We start from the raw sequence: 26,001 nt of genomic DNA on the forward strand, positions 1-26,001 counted from the left end.
TTTCCATCCCTATTTGATTTTCCCTGTCATTTTTGCCGCAGCTGCAGCAGCCGCTGCCTGTTCACTGGCTTGCCGCTGTGCTTCCCTCACTCTTGCCGCCTCTGCCTCTTCCGCACGCTGCAGCTCATTTGCATAGTTCATCATTTCCGATTCAATCTGGGCAATGGCTGCCTTGAACTGATTCATTTTCTTAATCCATTCGGTGCAATGCTGCCTGAATTCTTCCCCGCCCATATCCACCCAATACTCAGAGATGCCTAAGGCCGCAGCACTCATCTTATCACTGCATTCCTGGGCAGGAGCCAGCAGCTGATGGCAATTGAAAGCCATACCTCTAACCATACCTGAATTCATAGCAGCCTCCCGATTGTAAATTAACGGCTCTCCGGAACAAATGAGAAGCCGATTCCAATTAACAGCAAAGTCACGAAGACTACCGTTCCCGCGATAATCCAGAGCAGCGTCTGCTTCCGGATAAGCTTCTTCTGGATGGTCAACAGCTTCATCACCCAATCGACCGCCGCTTTATCCGGATAGAGCGGGTCCTGATGCGCCGGCAGCAGCGTTGTCTCAATCTCCGGGAAATCCTGCTTCAGCACCTGCAGCACTTCCTGATGCCCGTTCTCCAGCAGCAGTCTGCACCGCTTGCGTTCAAAGGGATTCAAGGTACTCAGCTTCTCCTTCAGCAGCTCATATTTCCACATTGCCCCATTACCGACCATCATGGGAATTTGTGAGTTCCACCATAGCTCCAGCCCGCTGGTACCCTTGCGTTCCCGGTGAATATCGAGCCACAGAATAATATGTGTAAATCCGCTGGCCAGAAGCTCGGACATATCCCATGCATAGCCACGGCGGTAAAAGGTAACCCCTTCATATTCAAACATGGTGGACACGGAATCTTCCTTCTCGCCTTTAAATACGATCTGCTCCAGCGAGCCGATCTCCGGTCTCTCATCTCCGCAGACGAGCGGCTTCCAGCCCAGCTCAGCCAGCCCTGCCGCAATCAGAAAAGCAGCCGCGCCTACATCCTCTTCTCCGCCGACGCCGCAGACCCCGATAACAAGCGGAACATTACTGCCCAGGATCCGCTGACCCGTCACAGGTGCAGTCTGCTCCTCTACCGGAATGGATTGTTCCAGGCTTTCCAGTGTCTGCGGTTCGGAGGGCACCGGTGACTCTGTCCGGGCCGGAGGTCTCGGCCTTGGTGCCGCAGCCGTTACGGCAGTCCGGGGAGCCTCGCCGGTCCTTCCGGCATTTCCCGCCGGTGGCGGCGGACCGGCCGCAGACTGCGGACGGGTGAGCGACTGGGCCGCTCTCGCAGGAGCCGGCGGCAGCTCCTCCCTTACCGGAGGAGAAGGGGCCTCTGCAGATCGGCTCATGAAGGAGAACAGCCCCTTCTTTTTCCCCAGGATATGATAATAATCCCGGGTTGTTTTCTTTTCTTTAATCCAGTTCAGCAGATCATCACCCTGGAACTCTGTGGTGAATTGCAGATCATGAATGTTCATATTCACCATAGACCGGATGAATTCAACATCTGTACGGAGCGCGGGGTCCAGCTGAACGATCAATCTTGTATGTTTGAGATACTTGCGGATTAAGTTCATGTACCCGGTAATATCAGCAGCTTTCACTGGTGTACCCAGTCCCGCTCCGCCCTCCATAATGACAATGGATGAAGGGTCGACCTCTTTGCTGCTGAACCCGCTGATAAAGCTATGTAAGGTTGAATGTTTACCCGAAATCACGTAACCCTCATGCTCCAGTGCTCTTGACAGAAGCATGATGAGTTCAGGGGAACAAACTAAATGTACGCTTCTCATAAGAAACCTCCTCAGGCAATCCGCCTGCTCAGTAAGGTAATATCCGGATAATCGACCCGTCTCCCTGAATTACATCTGCCAAAAGCACCTGCCGTTCAAGCTCCGACCATACCTCTCCGGTGCTGCTGACCTCACATTTAAATTCCCAGTTATCCGGGAGCCACTCTGACCGCTTCAGAAGCTCCAGGCATTCCCCCGCCGTAAGGGAGAGCGACACTTCCAGATCAAGCTCCTTTGCCCCTTTTCCTTTAAACCGAAACGTTGTTAATGCTGTGGACATGTCCGGCCTCCTCTGAACGTTGTATCTCCTGCAGCCATGCTATTAATCCCTCTACGGCTGCGGCAAAATAAACCGGAATTCTCATCATTTGCCCCTCTATCCCCAGGCGCAGCAGTGACATGTGATCCTCATGGATCAGCAGAGTCAGTTCACGCTCTATCCTGGCCTCCCCGCCGGTGCATTGAATATCCGCCAGGGAAAGCATAGCAGCTCCATTCAACAGGCATTGGCCCACCCACCCTGCAAGATCAGATTCTTCATCTGCCGGAAGGACGGGTCCGGAGTGATCCAGGCCTTCCACTAACGGAGATCTGTTCAACACCCGGAATACCAGCTCATGCCACGCATATATTTCCTGTAATCTATAACTGCTGCCATCCGGCTGATATTCAAGCTCAAACCAGGTTCCGTCCCGGAAGAAATAGTAAACCTTAAGCTGCTGCTGATGCCTTTGTATAATCTGGCAAAGATAAGCCGTACAGCCGGAGGCAAGACGTATGAATTCATGAAGCCCTTCCTTGACATGCGCGTTTCCCATAAAATCAGTCTCGAGGTACCCTTTCTCTTCAAGCGACCTCATCTGCTTATCCATTAGGGAACGCAGACTGCGCTCGGACTCGCCCTCTAGATCAATGTCCAGTCCCGGAAAGCTGCTTCCCCCCGTTAATGCCGTCAGATAGATAATCTCTAGAGCATGCAATTCAAACACTTCACGAGCTGGTTTCATCGCTCTCTTCACCTGCTTATCTATAGTTCTGTTATCAATTTGAGCCGCCGGCTCACACCTTCTGTAATCAGCATCGCCTTACTGCTACCCATAGCCTCGTTCAGTTCGTGATACTCCAAATGTTCCAGCAAGGCGGCATAGCTCGTATGATCGCCGGGGGCTCCGCCTGACAACAGCGCATTCCCGCTGTTAATCAGTTCGCCCGCAAGTTCGGTGGTAAACTGCATTTTGTTCCATTCTGCAGGGCTGCTGCCGGCCATCAGGAGCACACCAAGCCTGCCGCCGAATCTCGCAATCCGCTCCAAGTGATCCAGGGATTCATTCTCCATCAGATCAAAGGCTGACTTGAAATGCGGCATCAGAATGACGAGAAGCGGATACTTCGACAGGATATACCCGGCTTCGTCAAATGCTCCGGGCTCCGGGGAAGCGGCAATAGCTTGCCGGGCATCATTTTTCCGCAGCTGCAGCTGTTCAATCAGTGATTGTGTCAGCTCCAGAAACGCTCCGGCTGTATCCATATAACGGGTAAGACCAGGGTTTGCCTTCAGGCCCGATAAACCAGCCCCTCCGCTGTCTAGCAGATAGAATTCCTTAATGACCTGGCCTGCCGAGGCCCGTAAAGCCTGTACAATTGAATTGAACCTGAAATCTGCCTGCTGCTGGCCCGTGTACGATACAACAAAATTGCTGACCTGCTTCACATTGATCTCCGCCGGAAGTGTGGTAGTCCAATCCAGTCCTACCGGTACAAGATATTCCCTGCCCTCCGGATGCGCCCTGGAGGCATGCTCCAGAAGTTCGGGCAGCGAAAGCTTCTCTGGAATCACCGCAATACCTGCCGGGTTAATGTCCCCGGCCACTGCCTTCATCTCTGAACTGATCCTGCGGAGCGACGCGGCAACCTGATCATCAGTGCTGCCCTCTCCCGGAAGTGCAGTATGGAACTCCACAATCCGCTTATCCTTGAGCAGCCCGCGTCCCACAGTGTTCGTTGGCTCCATCCCCTCTGTCCTGCCCAGAATGCTGGTGTAATCCAGCCGGTCAGACATTTGGAACACCAGAGCCTGCTTAATATTCTGGCTGATCCGGTAGGGATAAGAGCTGACAGCATTGGCTGCAAATACGAAATAAATCCCGTAGTTCCCGCCTTCCCGCACCAGCTTAGCCAGATCCAAGACATGGTCATCGTACGCTTCCGCAAATCCGGTGTAATTATCGAGAAGAATAACAATATAGGGTACCTTTTCACCGGTTGCCGCACAGTAAGACACCAGATTACTTATGCCAAGCTGTGAGAATTTACGTTTGCGCTCATCTAGTTGGGACAGCAGCCAGCTCAGCAGCTTACCCAGCTTCTGTTCATCCTCAGGATAAATAACATCCCCCAGGTGAGGCAGGTCATGAAAGACCCCCAGCGTCCGTGTACCGAAATCCAATATGTAAAAATGCACGTATTCAGGTTCATATTTCAAGGCAAGCGACATAATAATCGTTTTTAAAAGCATGGTTTTTCCGCTGCTCGGTGCGCCGTATACAAGCAAATGTCCGTTCAGGTTAAAATTAATGTCCAGGTTGTATTGCTCCTGGTCCGCGGGGTTATCTACCCGTCCTACGGTTGCCGTCAGATGGTCCGCTGGCTGCTGCCAATGTGCTCCGTTCCAGATCCGCTGCGGCTCTAACACTTCCGTTAGCAGGAGCGTCTCCGGAAGCGGAGGAAGCCACAGCTGGAAAGCCTCCCGGATCGATTGCTCCGCCGACAAGTCGGCGATATGCTTAACCACGGCCTGCAGCTCACTTAATTGCAAGGTCCCGCCGCTGCTCGTCACCTTCGGCAGCAGGGATCTCCGCTCGCCGCCCAGTGTGACAATATCCATTACCGGCCTGCCCTCTCCAGCAGAATTACCGGCAGCGTATGGCGCCCCGCTCCATGAGGACTGGAACAGGGTGAAGACCTCATTATTGCCGACCTGCAAATATCCGCGGCCCTTCTCTTTAATCTCAGCCGCCTCGGGCCGTTTCAGCATTTCCTGGCTATCCGAGGGGGTCTGCACCTTCAGACACAGCTTGAATCGGGAGTTACTCCAAATCTGGTCATCAACCACTCCGGATGGCTTCTGGGTTGCCAGTATTAAGTGGATCCCGAGGCTTCTTCCGACCCGCGCCGCACTGACCAGCTCTTTCATGAATTCCGGCTGATCCGATTTCAGCTCTGCGAATTCATCCACAACTATGATCAAATGCGGCAACGGAAGGCTGACTTCCCTGCTGCGGTAGAGGACAATGTATTGATCGATGCTGGTTACACCGGCATCACTGAACAGCCGTTGTCTGCGCAGCAATTCGCTTTTGATCGATGCGAGCGCGCGGTTAATCTGATTGCCGCCGAGATTCGTAATCGTTCCGACCAGGTGGGGAAGCCCCAGAAATGCATTGGCCATGCCCCCGCCCTTATAGTCAATCAGCACAAAAGCGGCCTCATGCGGATGGTAATTAACCGCCAGTCCCAGCAGCAGGGATTGGAGCAGCTCACTTTTCCCTGAACCGGTAGTCCCGGCAACCAGCCCGTGCGGCCCGTAACTCTTTTCATGCATATCGAATACCAGGGACTTCGCGCCCGCCCCGAGCCCCAAGGGAGTAGACAGGGTCCGGTTCGCCTGATGGTTAGTCCAGCGCTGAAGCACATTCAGTTCCTCAACCTGCTCTACCTCAAAGCTCTCCAGGAAGGTGACCATAGACGGGATATAACTGTTATTTTGCCCCTCCTTGATTCTAAGCGGGGATAAGGAACGGGCAAAAAACTCTGAATGCTGCTTATCCAGAGAATCAGCCGAAAAATGATCTGCCAAATGATTTAAAAGCTGCTTTGTATCTTTGCGGACCATCCCTTTGCCATCCCTGATTTCAAGAATGGCCTGGCAATTCAGCGGCAGCGCAACATCTATCTTCTCAGAGATGAAAATACTGGTTGCACCCAGCTCAGAGTTATTGGACAGCAGAACCTTCATCATTTCGGTGCTATCCCACAATTCTGGAGCGAACACCAGGAATACATAGTGTGGAGTCTGCAAAGTCTGCATACCATAGCCGTTCTGAGCGCCTTCTTCTCTTTTTCTAAGGACAGGGAGCAGTTCATCAGCAAGATTAGAGGCTTCATAAGCGGTCGTGGCCAGGCTTCTCATTCTCCGGTCTTTATCCCAGGTGTGAGGCAGCCATTTCAGCCATTCCCAGTGCTCCAGCTCCTCCGGCTGCATCACACACACAATTCTTACATCATCGTAGCCCTGATGCGTAGTCAGATGGACTATAGCTGCATTCAGACAATCGCGGACCTCCCGTTTACTGCCGAAGATACCCAGCGTATTAATATTTTTAAGCGGTAAGTAAACGGGAATGTCTCTTACGAAATACATTTCTTCACAGATTTTCGCAGCGATTTCTTCAAGCGGATTAACATCGTCAATTGCTTTTGCTCTGGAGCTGTATGTAGGGACCAGTGAAATGGGCTGTATTCCCACTCCAATCCGGGTATTCAAGAAATCATCTTCAATGGCCGTTCTCTCCCATAGCTGTTTGCTTCTGGCGCGGACAATTTCAATGCAGCCCGGGATATCCGGATGAATGTATGTATAGGCCTCACGCTGCGTACTGGCAGCATTCTGCAGCTCGTTGCGGACCTGGAATAAATAGTTGAGATATTTCTTCTCCAGCTTCTTATTCTGCTCCAGATGCTTCTTCACACTGGATTTGTAATTCATCACCGAGACCATAACCGTGAGAAAGGTCATACTCATAGTCGAGATCAGTATCGTATACGACCTGGTCAAGGTTGACATGAATATTGCAATCAGCATCATCCCGATGGGCGGAACAATAAGGGTCAGCCAGGAGAAGGTAGGTTTGTCCGAAGGCCTGGCTGGATCCTCCAGAGCCAGTTCGCCTTCCGGGTAGTTAGGTTTAATTCTGGGGGTTCTTTGTACCTGATTGGCCAGCATTTCCTGTAAGCTCATTTTTGTCATCACCACTGAATAGGAATTTTGGATTACCAAGAGTATTTCACTTAAAATTTTTAATAAAAAAATATAAAATTTCATTATTCTGGGATTTATATTTAGCATTATCGGCAATCTTCAACAATAGTTTATATTTTCCATAGAAATTTATGTTAATATAGTTCATTAATCCCTAATAAGTCATCATTCTCTTTAACACATTGAATTTAACAGAGTACAAAGATATAGTTCCATGGCCGTGATTCAGATTTCCACAATTATTAATTTTGTGCATTATGGCTTATTTACACTTTCATCCTAATCGGGTTTTCCCTCTCTGCAAAAAAACCATTAATTTTCTATAATTGTATATTTTGTTATCTCAAAAAAATAAGCCGCCAAAAATGGCGGCCAATTACTATAAACAACGGTATTATTGCTCATATCAAAATCTTTACTAAAACAGAACCAATTTGCCCACTGGATTGACTTAACTGCTCACCAGGGGGTATCTTAGCCGTGACTTCCTCTTTCGTTTCGCATGATTTCAAGGACACAAAAAAAGCAGCAGCCCTTGAATGATCAAGAGCTGCTGCTTCATAACTATTATGCGGTAGAGAGGACTCGAACCTCCACGGGTATACACCCACTACCCCCTCAAGATAGCGTGTCTGCCATTCCACCACTACCGCATATTGAGGCTCCAACGAACCCGGGGATTCTCATCCCATACATCCGAAGAAGAAATGGTGACTCGTATGGGATTCGAACCCATGTTACCTCCGTGAAAGGGAGGTGTCTTAACCCCTTGACCAACGAGCCATATTTAAACCTGCGTGTTTGTCACAACAAAAATGAGTATATCAAACATTATTGAATTTGACAAGCATTTTTTTGAAATTATATATGGTCCACGTGCTGACAAGTCTGATTGGGCACTATCCTGTTAAATTACAGGGGAGATCTGCGGCCTACGGTCCCAACTCCCCCCGTTCCTTAAAGATGTCCGTCAGCAGCAAGCACGGAAATCCCATCCGCATATTCATAGCCCAGACTCCGGGCCACTGCGGGATTCGTCACCTTTCCAGCCACGACATTCAGACCGCGCGCAAGCGCAGCGTTACCCTCAGCAGCCGCATGAATACCCAGGTTCGCAATCTGCAGCGCATATGGGATGGTCACATTCGTAAGCGCCAGCGTCGAGGTCCGGGCGACTGCTCCCGGCATGTTAGCCACAGCATAATGTACTACTCCATGCTTCACATAGGTCGGGTTCTCATGTGTGGTAATCCGGTCAATCGTCTCTATCGAGCCGCCCTGATCAATCGCCACATCTACAATAACTGAACCCTCTGCCATCTGCTGCACCATATACTCTTTGACCAGCTTCGGTGCCCGGGCACCGGGAATCAGCACAGCCCCGATCAGCAAATCAGCTTTGCGTACCGCCTGCTCCAGATGGTAGGAATCTGACATTACGGTCCCCAGCCGTCCGCCAAAAATATCATCCAGTGCACGCAGACGGCCTGCGTTCAGATCCAGCACCGTGACCCGCGCTCCCATCCCCAGGGCGATCCTGGCTGCATTGGTGCCGACAATTCCGCCGCCGACAATAACAACCTCTCCGGGCTGCACCCCCGGCACGCCTCCCAACAGAATTCCTTTGCCGCCATGCGGCTTCTCCAGGAGACTGGCACCGATCTGGACAGCCATCCGTCCGGCCACCTCACTCATCGGAATGAGCAGCGGCAGGGAGCCGTCTTCAAGCTGGATCGTCTCGTATCCGACTGCTGTTACACCGCTGTCCACGAGCGCTTTAGTCAAACCAGCCTCAGGTGCCAAATGCAGATAAGTGAACAGAATTAGCCCTTGGCGGAAATAACCGTACTCCTCCGGCAGCGGCTCCTTCACCTTGATAATCATCTCAGCCTTGCTCCAGACCTCAGCGGCAGCCTCCAGAATCACTGCCCCTTTATCCACATATTCCTGATCATTGAAGCCGCTGCCTGTGCCGGCAGAGCTCTCTACGTATACTTCATGGCCGGCATTCCGGAGCGCTTCCACCCCGGCAGGCGTTATTGCAATACGGTTCTCGTTATTCTTGATTTCTGCGGGTACGCCAACAATCATGCTGATTCCCCCTCAAAGTTTGGTAACCATTTGTAAGATGACAAAAGAAAGGCTCAACAATCGAGCCTTTCTCCGCTGCTTAGGAGTTCTTTCACCCTAATATATGCATTTGAACCGCTTATGGATTAACCTTTGTTTCGAAGGTTTGCTTGCCGTCAACGAATTTCAGAACGACTGCGGCTTTTACCGGGTCATGAGTCTCATTCAGGGTAATCTTACCTGTGGCGAGCTGGAGGTCTTTAGTAGCTGCCAAAGCTTCGGTAATTTTGGCCGGATCTGCTTCACCGGCACGGGTGATGGCATCAGCAACCAGCTTCAGTGCATCGTAACCAAGGGCTGCCATACCGTCAGGCACTGCGCCGCCGTTAGCTGCTTTGTAAGCATCAACAAAGGTAGTTACTTCAGTTGCTGTATCTTCAGGCGAGTAGTGGTTGGACATGAAGGTGTTCTCCAAAGCTGCTGCGCCGGCAATCTCAGCCAGCTGCGGGGAATCCCAGCCATCGCCGCCCAGGAACGGAACCGTAATCCCCATCTCACGGGCCTGCTTAATGATTTTGCCTACTTCTTCATAGTAGCCCGGCAGGTAAATTACATCCGGGTTTGCTGCTTTAATCCGTGTCAGAACCGCTTTGAAGTCGGAGTCTTTCTGCTGGTAGGACTCTTGGCTCAGCACTTCTCCGCCTTTGGCTTTGAAGGTTTCTTCAAAAAACTTCTGCAGACCCTTAGAGTAGTCACTCGAAGTATCTGTATAGATTACAGCTGTTTTGGCTTTCAGGGAATCCAGTGCGAAGTTAGCCATAACCTCACCTTGGAATGGATCGATAAACGCTGCACGGAACACATACTCATTAACATTGCCGCTGCGCTCATCAACGGTAACTTTAGGGTTAGTTGCACCTACTGCTACGAGCGGGATCTTTTTCTCGGTGGCAACCGGAACAATCCCCAGTGTGTTGGTAGATGTGGAAGCTCCAATGATGGTTACTACCTTGTCATTGGTAATCAGTTTTTGCGCTGCCTGTGTTGCCTCTTCAGACTTAGAAGCATTGTCAGCTACAACCAGCTCCAGCTGCTTGCCCAGTACGCCGCCTGCCGCATTGATCTGATCCACAGCCAGTTGCGCGCCCTTTGATGCGGAGTCGCCGAAAGAAGCCTGGCCGCCTGTGAGCTCAAGGTCAGCACCGATTTTGATTGTGCCGCCGCCGGCATTTCCGCCGCTTGCAGAGTTACCGCTGTTCTCTGTGTTGTTGCCACAGCCCGATGCTAATACCGCAGTCAGTACTGTCGACAAAATAATGGCCCCAATTTTCTTCATAGTTTCTCCCAGCCTCCCGATTAATTAATATTTATATGTGTATTTCTGTGATGCTGCTGTAAGTGCCGCTAGCCTCCTAGTGCCCCAGATAAGCCATTTTAATCTCTTCGGAATCAGCCAATTCCTTGGCATCTCCTTCAAGCACTACTCTGCCTGTCTCCAGAACATAGGCACGGTCAGCGATTTTGAGCGCCTGATGCGCATTCTGCTCAACCAGCAGTACGGTGGTCCCGGCGTCGTTAACTTCTTTGATGATTTTGAAAATATCCTGGACCAGCAGCGGCGCCAGCCCCATAGACGGTTCATCCAGCAGCAGCAGCTTCGGATGGCCCATGATCGCCCGCCCCATGGCAAGCATCTGCTGTTCCCCGCCGGAGAGGGTTCCGGCCTGCTGTTTCTTCCGCTCCCGCAGCCGCGGGAAGGTGTTGTAGACCTTCTCGAAGTCAGCGGCGAGACTGCCTGAATCCTGCAGATACGCACCCAGCTCCAGATTCTCCTCAACGGACATATTCGCAAATACGCGCCGGCCTTCAGGACAATGGATCAGACCTTCTTTTACAATCGCCTGTACGCTTTGATTCACAATTGATTTATTCAGGAATTCAACACTTCCTGTTTTGGGTTTAAGCAGCCCCGAAAGCGTCTTGAGCAGTGTAGACTTGCCGGCGCCATTGGCTCCGATCAGCGTCACAATCTCTCCCTGCTTCACGTTGATGCTGAGATCCTTCAAGGCATGAATAGCTCCGTAATAAACGTTGATTCCCTGTACTGTAAGCATGGCGCTACGCCTCCTGTCCCAAATACGCTTCGATAACCTTCGGATTATTCCGGATCTCGACCGGGGTCCCGTCAGCAATAAGTATTCCGCGGTCCAGGACGTAGATCCGGTTGCAGACACCCATGACCAGTGACATATCATGCTCGATGAGCAGAATCGTAAGATCGAATTCCTCACGGATCCAGGCAATCAGATTCATCAGATCACGCGTTTCATTCGGGTTCATCCCTGCCGCGGGCTCATCAAGCAGCAGCAGCTTTGGTCCGGCCGCCAGCGCCCGGGCGATCTCGAGCCGCCGCTGATTACCATAACTCAGATTACTCGCAACCTCATCACTCTGGTCGGCAAGGTTGAAGATTTTGAGGATATCCATCGCCTTCCGGGTAATTTCGTCCTCTCCCTTGAAGTGCTTCGGCAGCCGGAGCATCGAAGAGAAGAGCGAGTGCTTCGCATGCTGGTGAAAAGCAATCTTGACATTCTCCAGCACGGTCATCGCTGTGAATAAGCGGATGTTCTGGAACGTACGGGCAGCGCCTTTATGGTTGATCTTATAAGGCTTCATGCCGCCAATGGATTCGTTATTCAGAATAATGCTGCCTGACGAAGGCGGATACACCCCGGTCAGCAGGTTGAATAATGTTGTTTTGCCGGCGCCGTTGGGTCCGATCAGACCTATTAGTTCACCTTTATTAATATGAAGGGAAACCTCACTGACTGCCTTGAGTCCGCCAAAGGACCGGCTGGCCTCCTTAACGTCAAGGAGCACTGCTGCCTTCGATTGCGTCATTTGCCTTAGCCTCCTTTTTGCCGAACTTGCCCAGCGAGAATTTAGTTTTGCCCAGCAATCCGCTTGGACGGAAGATCATCATCAGGATCAGCACGATGGAATAGATAATCATGCGCCATTCCGGGAATTCACGCAGGTAGGTATACAGCAGGGTAACGAATACAGCCCCGACGATCGACCCCGCAGTACTGCCGAGGCCCCCGAGTACAACCATTACGATAATTTCGAAGGATTTCAGGAAGTTGAAGCTGCCTGGTGTGATTACATAGAACGTATGGGCTGACAATCCGCCGGCCATCCCGGCAAACAAGGCACCGAGGGTAAAAGCAATGATTTTGTAGCGCGTCGTGTTAATCCCCATCGCTTCTGCAGCAATCTCATTCTCACGGATCGCAATACAAGCCCGGCCGTGTGTAGAGCGGATAAAGTTGTTGATCAGAACTACAGAAACGAGAGTGAATAAGAACAGCAGCGTCCAGGTTGTTTTGGCAGGAATGCCGCTAAGCCCGGAAGCTCCGCCGACAAATTCCGTGTTCAGCATGATGATGCGGATAATCTCACCGAACCCCAGTGTTGCGATGGCCAGATAGTCACCGTTAAGCCTGAGCGTAGGCATCCCGATCAGTACTCCGAACACCGCGGCCAGGAGCCCGCCGGCCAGAATCGCCAGGACGAATGGCACATTATAATCGAGTGTAAGGATGGCCGAGGTATAGGCGCCTACTGACATAAACCCGGCATGGCCGATAGAGAACTGTCCGGTAATTCCGGTAATGAGATTGAGCGACACGGCAAGCATGATGTTGACACCAATCAGAAGCAGCATAGATTGATTCACATCACTAAGAACTCCTGTTGTTAGAAGAACTTTAATAATTCCATAGAAGGCAAAGGCAGCAATAATGCCCAGCCAGAATTTTTTGTTTACTGTTTTCACGGCAGTTCCCTCCTACACTTTCTCCCGGACATTCTTGCCAAACAGTCCGGATGGTTTGAAGATAAGGATCAGAATCAGTACCGCAAAGGCCACACCGTCACGCCAGGAAGAGAAGCCGAGTGAAGAAATCTCTGTCTCTACCGTTCCCAGCAGCAGACCGCCTACAAGTGCACCCGGGATACTTCCGATACCGCCAAGCACCGCAGCTACGAATGCTTTAAGACCAGGCATAACACCCATTAGTGGATCCACTGTATTGTATGTCATCCCGAAAATGACACCGGCTGCGGCCGCAAGCGCCGAGCCAATTGCAAAGGTAGCTGAAATGGTGCGGTCTACGTTGATCCCCATCAACCTTGCCGCTTCCACATCGAAGGATACCGCCCGCATCGCTTTACCGGTTTTGGTATAACGTACAATATACTGCAGGACAATCATTAGAACTATCGTTGTTAGAAGAATCATTATCTGATTGGAATCCACTTGAATGGAAGATCCGAACAGATGGTACTGCTTCTTCTCCATAATATCCGGGAAGCCTTTGGCCTGCGGCCCGAGAATCAGAACTCCGGTATACTCCAGGAGGAAGGATACGCCAATCGCTGTAATCAGAGCAGCAATCCGGGTGGACTTGCGCAGCGGCTTGTAAGCCAGACGTTCTATTGTGATCCCGAGCAATGCGCTTATCGTCATCGAAATGATCAGCGACACGAGCAGGACAACGATGGGCGGCAATCCGGCGTTAGCCAAAAATTTGGCACTGTAAAGTCCGATGAACGAACCCACCATAAATACATCGCCATGCGCAAAATTGATCAGTTTAATGATACCGTAAACCATTGTGTAACCAAGGGCGATCAGAGCATAGATACTGCCTACGGAAATCCCGTTAATTAGTTGCTGAATGAAGTACTCCATCGCCATCCCCTTTTCCCCATTATAATCGTAAATCCCCTTTCTCTGCCCTTGCTTCTCTTTTCTTTCTTTATGATGTCATTTATATTAACACAAGGTTATGGTGTCGTCACTAATTTTTCGGGCATTTTAATATAAAATTCAAGAATTGGTGTTATGTTACATAACATGGTACGTGTAGTATTTGGTAGGTTTTTAAATTCAAAAGAAAAATACGGAGAAAACGGGAGTAAAACAGAGGATAATCAAGTAGGATGGCTCCAGGCATTGTTTCCTTTTCTTATACAATACTTGATTTGTACGCAATTAATATAACATTTGTCTCTTTACAGCATCATTACTTCAATTAATTAAAGGAGTAACGGGTTGAATCGACAGATTTTTTGTCGTTTGGTCTTTTTATTTGCCGAAAATTGTAGATTGACACTGGCGCCGCAGGAATGGAGGCCATCCCCTCGTCCGGAAAGTGACCTGAACAAACAGTTCTGCACATGTACGTCTGCGCTAGAATGCGTATTTTCTGGTGGTGTATATAGGGGACTGATGCGATGTACATAAGAGAAGGGGTTGCTGGCGGGAATCAGGGGCAGTTATGCTCTTTGTGTTCTCGGGTGACATCGCTTTAACAAGAAGAAATTTGTTCTCCGGGCGAACCTGACTGCTTGCGGGGCGTTAGCTTAGCCGTTACTCTTTTCCCGGCGAAGATTCTTCTATTATGTAGCTAATAGTTATGTATTCTGAAGGCAGACCGGCCCTCTATAGTATTTAGGTGGAAAAATGTATCTTAATTTCGCTATTTCCGTCTCGTGGAGACCATTAAGTGGACAAACGTATCCTAATTTCTTATACTTCACTTACTTTGGGGTATTTCCGTAATATTAAGTGCTCTTTTTCCACTTGCTGTTTGACATATCCCCCTTCGTTCTTTTAGCAAGTGTACATTATCCATCTATTGTCCTGCTGCCGCGGTATCCTGATGGCCGCACCGTTAATCCCGGCTTTTTCAATTGGATCATCTACTCAACAACAACAAAAAAAAGAGCCCCATTGGACTCTTCTTGTACAATATCAATCGAACGGAGAGAGGGATACTCTCACTTCGTGAGAGATTGCGAAGAATCCCTAACGAAGCTTATGCTCCAACGAACCACTGAGGGTTCTCATCCCTAACAGGGAAGTATTTCGAACGGAGAGAGAGGGATTCGAACCCTCGCACCGCTTACGCAGTCTAACCCCTTAGCAGAGGGTCCCCTTATAGCCACTTGGGTATCTCTCCAAGTAATGGCTCCCCGAACAGGACTCGAACCTGTGACAACTCGATTAACAGTCGAGTGCTCTACCAACTGAGCTATCAGGGAACATTAACATGAACAAGGAATAATTTATCATGATTCTTTAGTCTAGTCAAGTGCTGAAACAAAGATCATGAGATCGTTTTCAAAATATACAAATTTTCCTTGAATTACACCCATTCTCCATCCAGTGGTACAGCGACACGGTCAAGCAGTCCCTCCTGCTCCAGACGAAGCTTCAATAACCCCCGGGTTACTCTGCAGTGATTAATAGTATCCATGTGTACGGCTATCACTGAAGCAGTTGGCGCAGCATGGCATAGCTCCACTATATCCTGCTCGTTCATCGTAATATGCCCTCCGTTTGTGAAGCTGGCCCCTCCGGCATTAACTATAATGATATCGGGCTGATGGACTGTGAGCACATCCTCAACCTCTTTGCACCAAATCGTATCTCCGGCCAGATACACCACCGGTTCACCCTCCGCCTGAAATAAGCACCCGGATACCTTTCCCATCCTGGCTCCAATTTCTCCGGTTCCGTGCCGGCCACCGGTCCGCGAGAGAGTTACTCCACGGAATACTGAAGGCACATTGTCATCTATCTCCTTAACTTGCCCGAATCCCTGAGCCGTGATTTTCTCTCCATCCCCCTCCTGACACAACAACGGAAGCTTCGGATTGAGTAGTTCGGCTGCAGCTGCATCCCAGTGATCCTGGTGAAGATGCGTCACGATCACAGCATCCGGATCCAGCCATTGCTGCACCGGACCGGGCAGAGGGGTCAGCGGATTACGGCGGTCATCGCCGGAATTCATAATCGGCGGATTGACTCCCTGCGCGCTAAGCATCGGGTCAATGAGAAAAGTGCTGCCACCGTATTCAAGCCATAGGGCGGCGTGGCGGATTAATTGGATTTTCATAGGTAACCTTCTTTCTCTGGCTTATGTTCTGCTACAATTAAGTATAGATTGACCGGCAAGCGGAGTACATTGATCCGCGAAAGAGATTCGCCTGTTCGACTTTCATCCAGAAAGGATTATGTAACTATGACCCCCTATCTCATTGATGATACTGATTACCGCATCCTCCAGCTGCTGATTGAAGATTCTACACAGAGCCACAAAGATATCGGAGCACAGGTTCACTTGACGGGCCAGGCTGTAGGTGCGCGAATCCGCAGAATGCGGGAACTCGAGATTATTGAAGGCTATACAATCCGCTGGAACCCGCTCCAGATCGGGCAGAATATCCATGCGTTCATTACAGTATTCCTCAGCACGAATAGTGCCCATCTGCCCTTCCAGGCCTTCGCGAAGGATCATGACAGTGTCTCCGAACTATACCGGATCAGCGGTGAAGGCTGTTACTGGATGCGGGTGCGGACCGCGAGCCAGGAGGCACTGGCTGCTTTTCTCGATGAGCTGCTGGCGTATGGCAATTACCGGGTTAACCTGGACATGGGCCAGATCAAGTAGAAGTCTCTGTCTGGGACGGATTACGGGACTTCAATTTAAGTCTCTTATAGCGAAAAACCCGCCCATAGTCTCACAGCGGCACATGTATTCGGTTTTTCGCATACATTGGGCACGATTGCCCTCACAGCAGGTAACTTCAAGAAGTTTGTGTAAAAGAGTAGAAGTCCCTCCCCGGGTACGATTAGCATTCGTAGCTTATGTTCAGCATAGTCTATGCTCTATGTCTGCTTTCCCTCAATGCACCACAAAAAGCCGCCGCAAAGGAGAAGAACTTCACACTCCAATGCGGTGGCTTGCCTATGCTTATTCCGAACCTTGCAGGTTCATTCTGCTAGTTCAAAAGCTTGCCTGTGCGAAGCAGTCGGGTGAGCATAACGGCAGCTTCAGCGCGGCTTGTGTCACTGCCCGGCGCAAAGTCTCCCGCCGGCTGGCCTTTCATGATGCCAACCGAGGTCAGTACATTTACGGCTTCCTTAGCCCAGCCTGAAATACTGGCTGCATCCTTGAAGGATACTGCGGTGCTCGCAGAATTCGCACCAGGAGAAGCTGGTTCAGCAGCCGCTGTACCGGCTGGCAGCAGCTTAAGCGCTCTAGCAATCATCACAGCCATCTGTTCTCTGGTGATCGGTGCATCCGGACGGAAGGAACCGTCCGTGTAGCCTTCCACCAGCCCGAGGGCGGCGGCTGCTGCGGCATCCGCAGCATACCACGAACCGGCTGGCGTATCACTGAACGTATGCGCTACCGCAGAAGCATCCGGCTGGAGGCCCAGCGAGCGCACCAGCATGGACGAGAACTCAGCCCGGCTGACCGGCTGCTGCGGTGCGAATACGCCGGCCGACTGGCCGTTCACAATCAGCCGGCTGGCCAGCAGATCAATCTCTGCCTTAGCCCAGTGGGCAGCAGTATCTCCGAAGCTGACCGGATTCACAGCAACAGCTATGACTCCGCTGGCCAGGCTGCTCTTGACTGTAACCCGGGTCACGCCTGCGCCTGCTTCAAACAGCGCCGGAACGTAACGGAAGCTTCGCGTCTTGGCATCATAGACCAGCGCTACCGCTGTCTTGGCATCCAGCGCCTCATTAACCGTAAATGTCCGCTCGACATTTACTCTACCGAACCCCGCAGCCGGCACGCTGTCGCTGCCGTCTGTGACGCTCAGGCTGAAGCTCACTGGCGTTCCCTTCACTGTGAAGCCCTGCTTGCCGCTGCCGGCAAGCAGCTCCGCCAGCCCCGCGCCTGCCAGCGGGGCCAGCTTGATTTCGAGCGTGCCGTCCGGCAGCTTCGCTGCCTTAAACACGCTCTCCACCAAGGACAGCGGGAGACGGTAGGACGCGTCTCCGCTGCGGACCACCAGCACAGCGGCCGGATTCGCCGCTGATGCCGAGGCTGCCGCTGCTTTCAGCGCAGCGGCACTGAAGCGTGCGGTACCGTCGGCACCCGCCGCTACTTCAATCACGGCCTGCCCGGCGGCCGCAGCCTTGAGCTGCGCATCGTTATTGGCCGCCGCAGCAGCTGTAGGCTTAGCGCTCGCCGCCGGCGATGCCGCAGAGACCAGTACCGGAGCCGGTGTCGGGCTCGGGGTAGGACTCGGCTGTGGAGACGGGCCCGCCGGATCTGTTGGATCTACCGGATTGCCTGGATTGCCTGGATCTGTAGGATCTGTAGGATCTGTCGGATTCCCTGGATTACCCGGATTCCCTGGGTTGCCCGGATTGCCTGGATCTGTCGGATTGCCCGGATCTATCGGGTCTACCGGATCAGGGTCACCGGAACCCGGTTCCTCCGCCTTCACCACCGCAAGATCATACACTCTTGTGCTATTAAGCACAGTAACATTAATAGTCGTCTTACCTTCAGCCAGCGCCTGCAGCGCACCTTCCTGAAGAGCAGCTACGCTGCCGTCAGCAATGCTGATATCAGCCTCAGCAGTAACATCTGTACCGGCAGGGCTTAGCACCTGCATTCCCGATGCTGTTCCTACGTTCAGCTCCAGAGGACCCGTCTGCCCGTCCTCAAGCTTGATTGAGAACGGCTTGATCAGGTTTGCGACACCCTGGTTCTTCTCAAGAACCGTAAATTCGGACGAGGCATTCGCGACCAGATTCATCCGTTCCCCGCGGATAATCAGATTATCCGCCAGCAGGCTGCCCCGCAGATCCTTCGTTATTTCTACACCGCTCGTTCCGGCTCCGTCAATCACGTTATTACTCAGGGTGACTCCATCCACATTCAGATTGCCATGGACGATCAGCCCGGAATAGGTGCTGTCCAGAGCCGTGTTGTTACGGATCTGAATATCTCCCTGCAGGTTGTTCTCACCTGCATAGAGCCATAACGCCCCGAGATTGACCCCATAACCGGAGTCATAGCTGCCCGTCCGCAGCAGTGTGTTACGCTCAACAATGGTTGTTCCCTGGAACGGCTCTGCACTGAAGCGGGTGGATACCGCAATCCCGGCTCCGTTCGTTACCGTGTCCTTCACAATATTGTCCTGGATCTTATTGTCCCTGCCGCCGAACACGACGATATTATCCGCCAGCCACGGGAGGGATACATTATTGAAGCGCGCTGTGTTATTGAAGCTTGGCGTACGTTCATTGCCGTTGACATCCTTCAGTGCGGCATCGGTGAACGACCACATGGCAATCCCATCGTCGCCCGGATAGCGGATATCGCTCTGCTCCATCATACTGTTGCCTGTGCCGACAGCGAAGTTGATGCCGTCCGCCATCAGATTGCGGATACGCAGCCCGGCCATATACAGGCCGTTGGTGCGCGCCTTCTCGCCCATCGGCTGGGTCAGCCACAGGCCTGCCTTCGTATGCTCAATCCAGACATTCTGAATGACCGAGCCCTGGCCGAACGCACCGTGAAAAGCATTCGTAACCGCCTCATCGTCGCGGACGTTAATGCCCCCGTCAATCAGCAGATCGTATACGCTGATCTTGCCGCCCAGGCCGTAGAATTTGGCCCCGTTCAGCGTGGTGTGCCACATGCCTGCGCCGCGGATCTCCGCAGCCTCCAGCCTCAGAAGGCCGCTGCCGACGTCGAAGCTGCCGGCCGGGAACCAGACGCCCGCTCCCTGCTCTTTGGCCGCGGCAAGTGCCGCCAGGAATGCGGCAGTATCATCGCCATCATCATCCGGAATGGCGCCGTAGTCGGTAACGGACAGGAATCCAGCCGGCCGGGTCAGCGCAGGGGCAACCTGCTCCATTTCTGCCAGATCGATGACGTAAGAGGCGGCGGTGTCGTCTGCACCTTTTTCCAGACGGATAACCGCCCCTGCCGGAGCATCGCCGATGAGCGCATGAATCTCGTCATAGAAGCGGTGGCCGCTGCCCTGGCGCGGATCGTTCGACCACGGATAGCTGCCGTACTCCCAGGCGTATTTGGATGTAAGCTTAAGCTCCCGGTGTTCGCCGTTCACATACAGCGACAGTGTCTCTTCCGCACCTGCTCCGTCCGGGCTATCCGGTATGGAATAGCGGAGCACGATGGAATTCGCCGGTTTTGCCAGCGTGAATTCCACATAATCCCCGGTATCCTTCAGAATGACCGCCTCGCGGCCGGAGGATTCTGCTGCCAGGCTCAGATATTTGCGTGAAGGCGACACCCGCGTTCCATTCGTGTCTGCATCCTCTGCTTCATAGCTGACATAAGGGAGCGTAGCTCCGCGGTAAGCTTTGTTCACACTATTCTTGACAGTCAGCTGGTCAATCTCAATAGCACTCCACTGCTCACCGCCGCCGCTCAGCGAGATCGTATTGATGCCTGCCCGCAGCTTCAGCTTAAGCTGGGCGATCCGCCAGATTGCAGAAGAACTCAGCTTCACGCTTCCCTGCGCCAGCCCGTTGACCTCTACCTTCAGCTCAGCTTTGGAATCTGAATGATTTCTGTACCGGAGTGTAACGTCATACTCCTTCGCCTGCTCAGCGTTGACGGCAAAACGCAGAACTCCGTCTCCATGGAAGGCTTCAGCACCTGCATAGCGGGCATCCCCGGCTACCGGAGTGAAGCTCCAGAGCGTATCAGCTCCATCTGCCGCCCCCAGCTTCGTTCCCGTTTCACTGTGCGTAAGCGCAGATTTCTGATCTGCACTTAGCAGCAGCCGCCATCCAAGCTTCTCCTGAATCATCCACTGTGCAGTTTCCTCGCTGCCATCAGCCGATAACCTAACGCTGCCGCCCTCGCCACGCGCCAGAAAATGTCCGGTCTGAACGTTCATCAGCCGCTGCCGCCCGTTATAATCCTGCAACAGCCAACGTGCTTCTTCCTGAGCACCGGAGGCTTCAGCATATACCGCCTTGCCATCCGCTTCTGCCAGGACTATCCCGTTCATGCCCTGCGGCATAATCGTAATTATATTCGTATCATTCTGCACCGGAGTTGCCGTGTCCGTATTTCTGGCCTCTCCTTGCGGCAGATTGAACACCTGCGGCGCGTCTTCCAGCGCCCACTGCAGCGAATTCTCGGTATCCAGCAGCAGGCCGCGTTCTGCGTAGCCGGTCTTGTTCTGCAGATGGATAAATTCATCATTATACTGTCCGTACAGACTGCGGACCGTATAATGTCTGGCATCCGCTGCCAGGCTTACTGCCCAGGCCGAAGCGCCGTTATCCGCCGGAGCAGTACCCGTACTCTCCAGGAACGAATAATCGCTGTTCAGGGTCACATAATGACCCGTTCCCCGGTTAACAATGAATTGCTGCGCCCCATCCTTCACAATACTCCAGTGTGAGTACCCGTTGTCTGCAGCAGGCTGGCCGTACAGCACCACACCATGCTCATTCTCATACAGATAATCTCCCGTGGCGGCATTTTTGAACCGGACAGGAGCTGCCTGAACAGGCGGTACCGGCTCATACACCGGTTCTGCGGTGAACTGTGCACTGTCCCGGGCAGCCGCATCCGCAGCTTTGCTGATCCTGATTACCGGATGGCCGGCTTCATCGGCAGTACCATACAGGTAATGGCCGGACCAGGCACTTTTAAACGTCGTAACTCCCGAGGACTGCATATCCACCGTCCATCTGATACTGGCCCAGACATCGTATACCGTCTGCTCAGTGGCTACAGGAACGGAAGGCTCCTCTTGATCAATTACAGGCTCCAGGCTCTGCAGCGACAGGAATCTTCCGGTTCCCCTGTTCTTGATCTTCACCGCACCGTTGCTGCCCGGTATATCGACAAGCTGCCAGACGAAAGCATCGCCATCAGCATTAAGCTCCCCGTACGTAGCTTGACCGACAGTAGGATCAGCTATTAGGCTGACTGCTGTTTCAGCGGCATTCACAGGAGCCGGAGCATTAGCACCGTCAGTCAACGGGTTCTCCAGCAGTTCTCCTTCTTCTGCTCCCTGCACATCCGCACCTGCTGATGAGTCTGTACTATACACAGCCGCTGTCACCGTGCTGCCGTTCTCCGGAGGCGTAGCTGCTCCCCCCGAAGCAGGCACCGGCCCGTCCTTCAGATACTGGTCTGCCCCGTTCGCACTGCTCAGCTTGAAGCGGAACAAATCATGCTTTTTCTCCGTTACGGGCACGAATTTCCACTTCGGGCTGCCCCAATCGGGATTGATTACGCCGTATTCGGCATATTTGGTCAGATTCTGCAACGAGATGTACTTCTCCGGACGCTCACCTGGCGTTTTATCAAGCAGGCTGGTGAGGACATACGTGCTGTCGCCAGTGTTTGTACCGGTCCAGATGTACGCCGGGTCCACATCATGCCTGTCCGCAAGCGGCGTCACCGCGATATGGCCGTCCGGCATCTGCGCTACATTGATGTAGTGCCCTGTTTTTTTATTCTGAAAAAGCTTCCGGCCGTTGTATTTCTCAATCAGCCACTGATCCGAGCCGTCAGCCTGCATATTGCCGTATTTCAGCATACCATCACTGCTCTCATACCAGTAGAATGACTGCCAGGCATTCTGGATGCGGTAATAATGCAGGGAACCGTCCGTTGGCACATTCGGGTCCAGCAGCTGCCACTGGGCAGACAGCGAGCCTGCATCGGAAGCCGCACCGGCAAGTCCATTGCCAAGCGTAGCCAGATATTGTCCCGGAGTCCCTGCATTCCCAATCGTCTGATAGTCATCAAATTCATCCGATTCTTTGAAATTCCACTGATCGGAAGGCGTGCTTGTACTCAGCGTTACTGCTGTAGCCGTGCCGTCTCCATAGGTAAGATAGTGACCTGTGGCTGCATTGCGGATACGCTTATGGGCGTCATAATCCTCGGCATACCAGAGATAGCTGCCTTCATCCGCTGTACCCGCAGCAATCTCCCCGTGCTTCAGCACGCCGCCTGCGGCTTCATACAGGAAATCTGTAGCCACCTGGGCATCCGTGTAGGCGGCAATCCGCACCGGCTGCAGCTCACTTACTGCAACAATCCGCCACTGGGCACTCGGATTGCCTCCCCAGCCCGGCCAATTGTTGGAGCGCACATCGTTGTCACCGTCAAACTGGGGATTCAGCCATAACGGGTTCCCCGCATCCGTAAGCCCGATATTGCGGAAGGTGACAAGTCCCGCTTCTGCAGCCTGAAGTGCCGGCTCCTGAATCCACTCACTGAGTGACTGCTTGGCCGGATCTATCTCCGCTGAGAAGACCCCGTACCAATGCTCCTCATTCTGCTTGATGTAATGTCCGGTCGCGCGGTTGCGGATCAGCAGTGTGCCGGAATCCGTTCCCGGCTCCAGAAACCACTGTGCCGACTCATTGCTGAGCGGCTGCGCGCCGTGCTTCACTTGACCTTCGTCCTCAAACATGACGTTGCCCGGCCGCATTACGCTTTCCAACCGCACCGGCGCTGCGCTGAGGTCCACGAACGCCCACTGCGGGCTCTCAAATGTGATATTGATATCGCTGCTGACCTGGGCGTAGCCCAGCTGATTCTCCTCGTGGATGACCAGTTTGCTCTCCGGTGCAGTTGCACTGCGGATGACCATATAGCCCGGACGGTTCGAGGTATCGATCAGCCACTTGTCGGCGGCGCTGCCGCCCCCCGGAACATCAGCAGCCTTGAGCGAATCCTCCTTGCCGGTATTGCCGTCAAGCGTAATGAAGTGGCCTGTCTTCACATTCTGAATCCGTGACAAGCCCCCATCCGTTACCACCGTCCAGTGGGACGAGGTATCCGCCGGGTTAGTCATCCCGTAGCGGACAATCCCCTCCGTGGTCTCATACAAAAAATTACTCTTCCACTTGTTCTTAATCAGAACCGTACCGGCAGGAATTTGTGCTGCACCGCTCCCCTGGATGCCGTCTGCACGGACAGTACCTCCGGCTCCCGGCAGAGCCAGCTGCGGAAAGATCAGCAACAGCGCCAGCAGACCCGCAACCGCGGACCTGAATCGTTTCATAAGTGCGCCCCCTCTAACTAAAATGGACTTCATTTCCATCTTAATTTGGTAACGCTTACAGGACGATGTGTGTTTGTATCCAGACGAAGGTGTATTTGTACGTACATGCATACAGAAGAAGCAGCCGCCTTAATTGACAAAAGCTCCGGTTCGCAGGATAGTTAATTCATTCACCGTGTACGGATTGTTGTGGTGGAACTACATTTACGGAGGCATTCATCATTATGAAGATTGAACAACCCCGCATTCCGGAGCCTGAACTTCTGCTGCCGCAGCAGATTCATTCCCTGAGCTCCAAGGACGAATACAGCCGCTGCCTGATCGCAGGTTCTCTCATTGAATACCAGGACGCTGCCAGAGTGTCTTTTGATAAAACTATTTTCAGGAATGTGACCATTACAGAATCCTCGCTGCACCACATAGAGCTGACGGATGTAATCTTCGAGCATTGCGACCTGTCCAACGTCGATTTCAGTGACGCCTTCATTCACCGGACGGAGTTCAGGGATTGCCGGATGATCGGCACGGATTTCACCAGGGCGCGGTTTCAAAATGTTACGGTGAGCGGGTGTATCGGGGAGTTTGCGGTGTTCCGGTTTGCCAATTTCAAGAATACGGTCTTCGCACAAAGCGCCCTGATCAGCGCCGATTATTACCAGTCCAGCCTCAGCGGCCTGTTCTTCACGGAATGTAATCTGGATCAGGCGGTGCTGGCCGGATGCAGGCTGAAGGATGTTGATCTCAGTGACTGCGAATTCACCGGCCTGATGGTTGACCTTCAGGATCTGGACGGCTGCATCATCTCTGCACCGCAGGCTGCCTCCTTCGCCGGGCTGCTGGGTCTGGTCATTAAGTAGAGCTCAGGGCTTACGTCGCCGCTCCCTTGCCTGCATCCAGTGCAACCAGCTTCAGCTTGCCGGCGCATCTGCCGCAGCGGTACCGCTTCGGATCGGCCTTGCGTTTACGCAAATACTCGGTGGCACAGGCGGTACACACCAGCTTATACCGGTAAGGCTGCGGCTTACGCGCCTTGGCCCCCGGCAGGGTCTGGCAGTAGCGGCTGCCGCCGACGCGGGCCAGCAGATTTTTGAAATCGGCATCCCGGTGCATGTACCCCCGCTTCGCCAGATGCAGATGATAGTGGCAGAGCTCATGCTTGATGATTTTCTCCGTCTCCTCCCGCCCGTGGATGGCCAGCTGCTGCGGATTAATCTCTATATTATGGCTTTTGGTGAAATACCGTCCGCCCGTTGTCGTAAGTCTGCTGTTGAAGCTGGCTGTATGCCGGAAAGGCACGCCGAAGCTGCGCAGGGACACCTGCTCGATCCATTGCTGCAGCTCTTCATTGCTCATACTTATCGTCATGCTGCCTCACGGCTCCCTTCCTGTCGCAAATAAGATCCCACTTGAATTGTAACTTGCCCATAGGCTACACTGTCAAGAAGGAAGACAAGTCCGGAGGGAGAATGACTTATGCCGAAAATGCGGTATGTAATCTTGCAGCAGGATCAGGAACTGCAATTCGTGGAGATGCCTGAAGAGTATGCTTATCAGCTGAGCGCGCTCAATCTTCGCCTGAACAAAGAGATCGACAAGCTGACAGCAGAGAATGTTCCCGGGCTGCCGCGGGCAATTGCCGAATGTGATTCCCTGGAGCTGCTGCGTGAGGAGCACAAGCTGGAATCGGGGCTGGCGTACATTAACCGGCTGGAGAACGCTTTTGCCTCTATTCAAGAGACGGAGTATCCGCTGATCTCGCTGCTGACGGAAATCCGGGCGCTGCAGGCCCAGCTCGAACAATGGTATGAGGAAGAAGAGGAAGGCGTGCTCTAGAGCTGCGAAGGGCTGCGGGTTTCATTACGAATTAAGGGCTGCTGCCGCACCTTTGGGCAGTCTTCTCCATATGCTATCTGTACATAGGATGCATGCCAGAGGAGGAATTCCCTTGCCGCAGTGGCTTTGCCAACAGCTCATGAAAGCTTACCTTAAGAAAGACCGCCGTCAGATTAAGCTGCTGAATGAATGCTGGTTTTTCTACCGTAACTCTGCCGAACGCCGCGATATCGTCCAGAAGGATGTATAGCCGGGCTGACCCTTATTAAAAAGCCGCGTTTACCCTTAGGGTAAGCACGGCTTTTGACTTATCAGGCACTGACCCGGGATTCCGCTGCTGAG

General features: G+C 52.6%; 18 protein-coding genes and 4 tRNA genes. 4 read left to right on the forward strand and 18 right to left on the reverse strand.

The features are described 5' to 3' along the window. Window positions 1-9: 9 nt before the first annotated feature. The 16 genes from LOS79_RS18725 to LOS79_RS18800 form a co-directional block, all read right to left on the reverse strand. A complete protein-coding gene (locus LOS79_RS18725; RefSeq protein ID WP_315411572.1) occupies window positions 10-354 on the reverse strand; it encodes a hypothetical protein in 345 nt (114 codons plus the stop codon). Between the two features lie 20 nt (window positions 355-374). Further along, window positions 375-1,826, reverse strand: coding sequence for a ribosomal eL19 family protein (locus LOS79_RS18730; RefSeq protein ID WP_315411573.1), 1,452 nt, complete (start codon window positions 1,824-1,826; stop codon window positions 375-377). A gap of 28 nt (window positions 1,827-1,854) precedes the next feature. Beyond that, complete coding sequence (locus LOS79_RS18735; RefSeq protein WP_315411574.1) at window positions 1,855-2,106, reverse strand: hypothetical protein; 252 nt, start codon at window positions 2,104-2,106, stop codon at window positions 1,855-1,857. Then, a complete protein-coding gene (locus LOS79_RS18740; protein WP_315411575.1) occupies window positions 2,075-2,815 on the reverse strand; it encodes a hypothetical protein in 741 nt (246 codons plus the stop codon). Before LOS79_RS18740 ends, LOS79_RS18735 begins: the two co-directional genes overlap by 32 nt. A 38-nt stretch (window positions 2,816-2,853) precedes the next feature. Continuing rightward, window positions 2,854-6,852, reverse strand: coding sequence for a type VII secretion protein EssC (essC, locus tag LOS79_RS18745; RefSeq protein WP_315411576.1), 3,999 nt, complete (start codon window positions 6,850-6,852; stop codon window positions 2,854-2,856). A 582-nt stretch (window positions 6,853-7,434) separates the two neighbouring features. After that, window positions 7,435-7,517 (reverse strand) — tRNA-Leu (locus tag LOS79_RS18750). A gap of 55 nt (window positions 7,518-7,572) precedes the next feature. Further along, window positions 7,573-7,647 (reverse strand) — tRNA-Glu (locus tag LOS79_RS18755). Between the two features lie 174 nt (window positions 7,648-7,821). Next, entirely contained in the window at window positions 7,822-8,955 is a 1,134-nt protein-coding gene (gene ald / locus LOS79_RS18760) for an alanine dehydrogenase (protein WP_315411577.1), read from the reverse strand. Window positions 8,956-9,073: 118 nt separating this feature from the next. Then, on the reverse strand, window positions 9,074-10,270 hold the full coding sequence (locus LOS79_RS18765; protein ID WP_315411578.1) for an ABC transporter substrate-binding protein: 1,197 nt from the start codon (window positions 10,268-10,270) through the stop codon (window positions 9,074-9,076). Between the two features lie 76 nt (window positions 10,271-10,346). Then, a complete protein-coding gene (locus LOS79_RS18770; protein WP_315411579.1) occupies window positions 10,347-11,048 on the reverse strand; it encodes an ABC transporter ATP-binding protein in 702 nt (233 codons plus the stop codon). 4 nt (window positions 11,049-11,052) lie between these two features. Continuing rightward, window positions 11,053-11,835, reverse strand: coding sequence for an ABC transporter ATP-binding protein (locus LOS79_RS18775; protein ID WP_315411580.1), 783 nt, complete (start codon window positions 11,833-11,835; stop codon window positions 11,053-11,055). Next, window positions 11,804-12,772 (reverse strand): branched-chain amino acid ABC transporter permease, encoded by a 969-nt coding sequence (locus tag LOS79_RS18780; protein ID WP_315411581.1) that lies wholly within the window; start codon window positions 12,770-12,772, stop codon window positions 11,804-11,806. Before LOS79_RS18780 ends, LOS79_RS18775 begins: the two co-directional genes overlap by 32 nt. Window positions 12,773-12,784: 12 nt before the next feature. Next, window positions 12,785-13,690, reverse strand: coding sequence for a branched-chain amino acid ABC transporter permease (locus LOS79_RS18785; protein WP_315422321.1), 906 nt, complete (start codon window positions 13,688-13,690; stop codon window positions 12,785-12,787). 1,184 nt (window positions 13,691-14,874) lie between these two features. Next, window positions 14,875-14,963, reverse strand: a tRNA-Ser gene (locus LOS79_RS18790). Window positions 14,964-14,969: 6 nt separating this feature from the next. Next, window positions 14,970-15,045: transfer RNA gene (locus LOS79_RS18795), tRNA-Asn, on the reverse strand. 104 nt (window positions 15,046-15,149) lie between these two features. Next, a complete protein-coding gene (locus LOS79_RS18800) occupies window positions 15,150-15,902 on the reverse strand; it encodes an MBL fold metallo-hydrolase (RefSeq protein ID WP_315411582.1) in 753 nt (250 codons plus the stop codon). A 126-nt stretch (window positions 15,903-16,028) separates the two neighbouring features. Here LOS79_RS18800 and LOS79_RS18805 point away from each other — a divergent pair, with 126 nt between their 5' ends. Beyond that, window positions 16,029-16,457, forward strand: coding sequence for an Lrp/AsnC family transcriptional regulator (locus LOS79_RS18805; RefSeq protein WP_315411583.1), 429 nt, complete (start codon window positions 16,029-16,031; stop codon window positions 16,455-16,457). Between the two features lie 331 nt (window positions 16,458-16,788). Here the strand turns inward: LOS79_RS18805 and LOS79_RS18810 are convergent, their stop codons facing one another. Then, on the reverse strand, window positions 16,789-23,826 hold the full coding sequence (locus LOS79_RS18810) for an S-layer homology domain-containing protein (protein WP_315411584.1): 7,038 nt from the start codon (window positions 23,824-23,826) through the stop codon (window positions 16,789-16,791). Between the two features lie 224 nt (window positions 23,827-24,050). Between LOS79_RS18810 and LOS79_RS18815 the strand changes: the two genes are divergently transcribed. Continuing rightward, window positions 24,051-24,683, forward strand: coding sequence for a pentapeptide repeat-containing protein (locus tag LOS79_RS18815; RefSeq protein ID WP_315411585.1), 633 nt, complete (start codon window positions 24,051-24,053; stop codon window positions 24,681-24,683). 10 nt (window positions 24,684-24,693) lie between these two features. Here the strand turns inward: LOS79_RS18815 and LOS79_RS18820 are convergent, their stop codons facing one another. Continuing rightward, window positions 24,694-25,179, reverse strand: a complete 486-nt coding sequence (locus LOS79_RS18820; protein WP_315422323.1) for a SprT family protein — start codon at window positions 25,177-25,179, stop codon at window positions 24,694-24,696. Between the two features lie 120 nt (window positions 25,180-25,299). Here LOS79_RS18820 and LOS79_RS18825 point away from each other — a divergent pair, with 120 nt between their 5' ends. Together LOS79_RS18825 and cmpA are read left to right on the forward strand one after the other, a co-directional pair. Next, complete coding sequence (locus LOS79_RS18825; protein ID WP_315411586.1) at window positions 25,300-25,659, forward strand: hydrolase/acyltransferase; 360 nt, start codon at window positions 25,300-25,302, stop codon at window positions 25,657-25,659. 112 nt (window positions 25,660-25,771) lie between these two features. After that, window positions 25,772-25,909: a cortex morphogenetic protein CmpA gene (gene cmpA / locus LOS79_RS18830; protein ID WP_315411587.1), complete on the forward strand. Its 138-nt coding sequence runs from the start codon at window positions 25,772-25,774 to the stop codon at window positions 25,907-25,909. The last annotated feature ends 92 nt before the right edge of the window (window positions 25,910-26,001 follow it).

The organism is Paenibacillus sp. MMS20-IR301 (genome assembly GCF_032302195.1).
Taxonomy (GTDB): Bacteria; Bacillota; Bacilli; order Paenibacillales; family Paenibacillaceae; genus Paenibacillus_AQ.

What these genes read in the sequence shown, in the direction of transcription:
- LOS79_RS18815 (WP_315411585.1), top strand. Translation starts at nt 24,051, where the DNA reads ATGAAGATTGAACAACCCCGCATTCCGGAGCCTGAACTTCTGCTGCCG.
- LOS79_RS18820 (WP_315422323.1), bottom strand. Translation starts at nt 25,179, where the DNA reads ATGAGCAATGAAGAGCTGCAGCAATGGATCGAGCAGGTGTCCCTGCGC.
- LOS79_RS18725 (WP_315411572.1), bottom strand. Translation starts at nt 354, where the DNA reads ATGAATTCAGGTATGGTTAGAGGTATGGCTTTCAATTGCCATCAGCTG.
- LOS79_RS18805 (WP_315411583.1), top strand. Translation starts at nt 16,029, where the DNA reads ATGACCCCCTATCTCATTGATGATACTGATTACCGCATCCTCCAGCTG.
- LOS79_RS18785 (WP_315422321.1), bottom strand. Translation starts at nt 13,690, where the DNA reads ATGGAGTACTTCATTCAGCAACTAATTAACGGGATTTCCGTAGGCAGT.
- LOS79_RS18735 (WP_315411574.1), bottom strand. Translation starts at nt 2,106, where the DNA reads ATGTCCACAGCATTAACAACGTTTCGGTTTAAAGGAAAAGGGGCAAAG.
- LOS79_RS18765 (WP_315411578.1), bottom strand. Translation starts at nt 10,270, where the DNA reads ATGAAGAAAATTGGGGCCATTATTTTGTCGACAGTACTGACTGCGGTA.
- LOS79_RS18770 (WP_315411579.1), bottom strand. Translation starts at nt 11,048, where the DNA reads ATGCTTACAGTACAGGGAATCAACGTTTATTACGGAGCTATTCATGCC.
- essC (WP_315411576.1), bottom strand. Translation starts at nt 6,852, where the DNA reads ATGACAAAAATGAGCTTACAGGAAATGCTGGCCAATCAGGTACAAAGA.
- ald (WP_315411577.1), bottom strand. Translation starts at nt 8,955, where the DNA reads ATGATTGTTGGCGTACCCGCAGAAATCAAGAATAACGAGAACCGTATT.
- LOS79_RS18810 (WP_315411584.1), bottom strand. Translation starts at nt 23,826, where the DNA reads ATGAAACGATTCAGGTCCGCGGTTGCGGGTCTGCTGGCGCTGTTGCTG.
- LOS79_RS18800 (WP_315411582.1), bottom strand. Translation starts at nt 15,902, where the DNA reads ATGAAAATCCAATTAATCCGCCACGCCGCCCTATGGCTTGAATACGGT.
- LOS79_RS18775 (WP_315411580.1), bottom strand. Translation starts at nt 11,835, where the DNA reads ATGACGCAATCGAAGGCAGCAGTGCTCCTTGACGTTAAGGAGGCCAGC.
- LOS79_RS18730 (WP_315411573.1), bottom strand. Translation starts at nt 1,826, where the DNA reads ATGAGAAGCGTACATTTAGTTTGTTCCCCTGAACTCATCATGCTTCTG.
- LOS79_RS18825 (WP_315411586.1), top strand. Translation starts at nt 25,300, where the DNA reads ATGCCGAAAATGCGGTATGTAATCTTGCAGCAGGATCAGGAACTGCAA.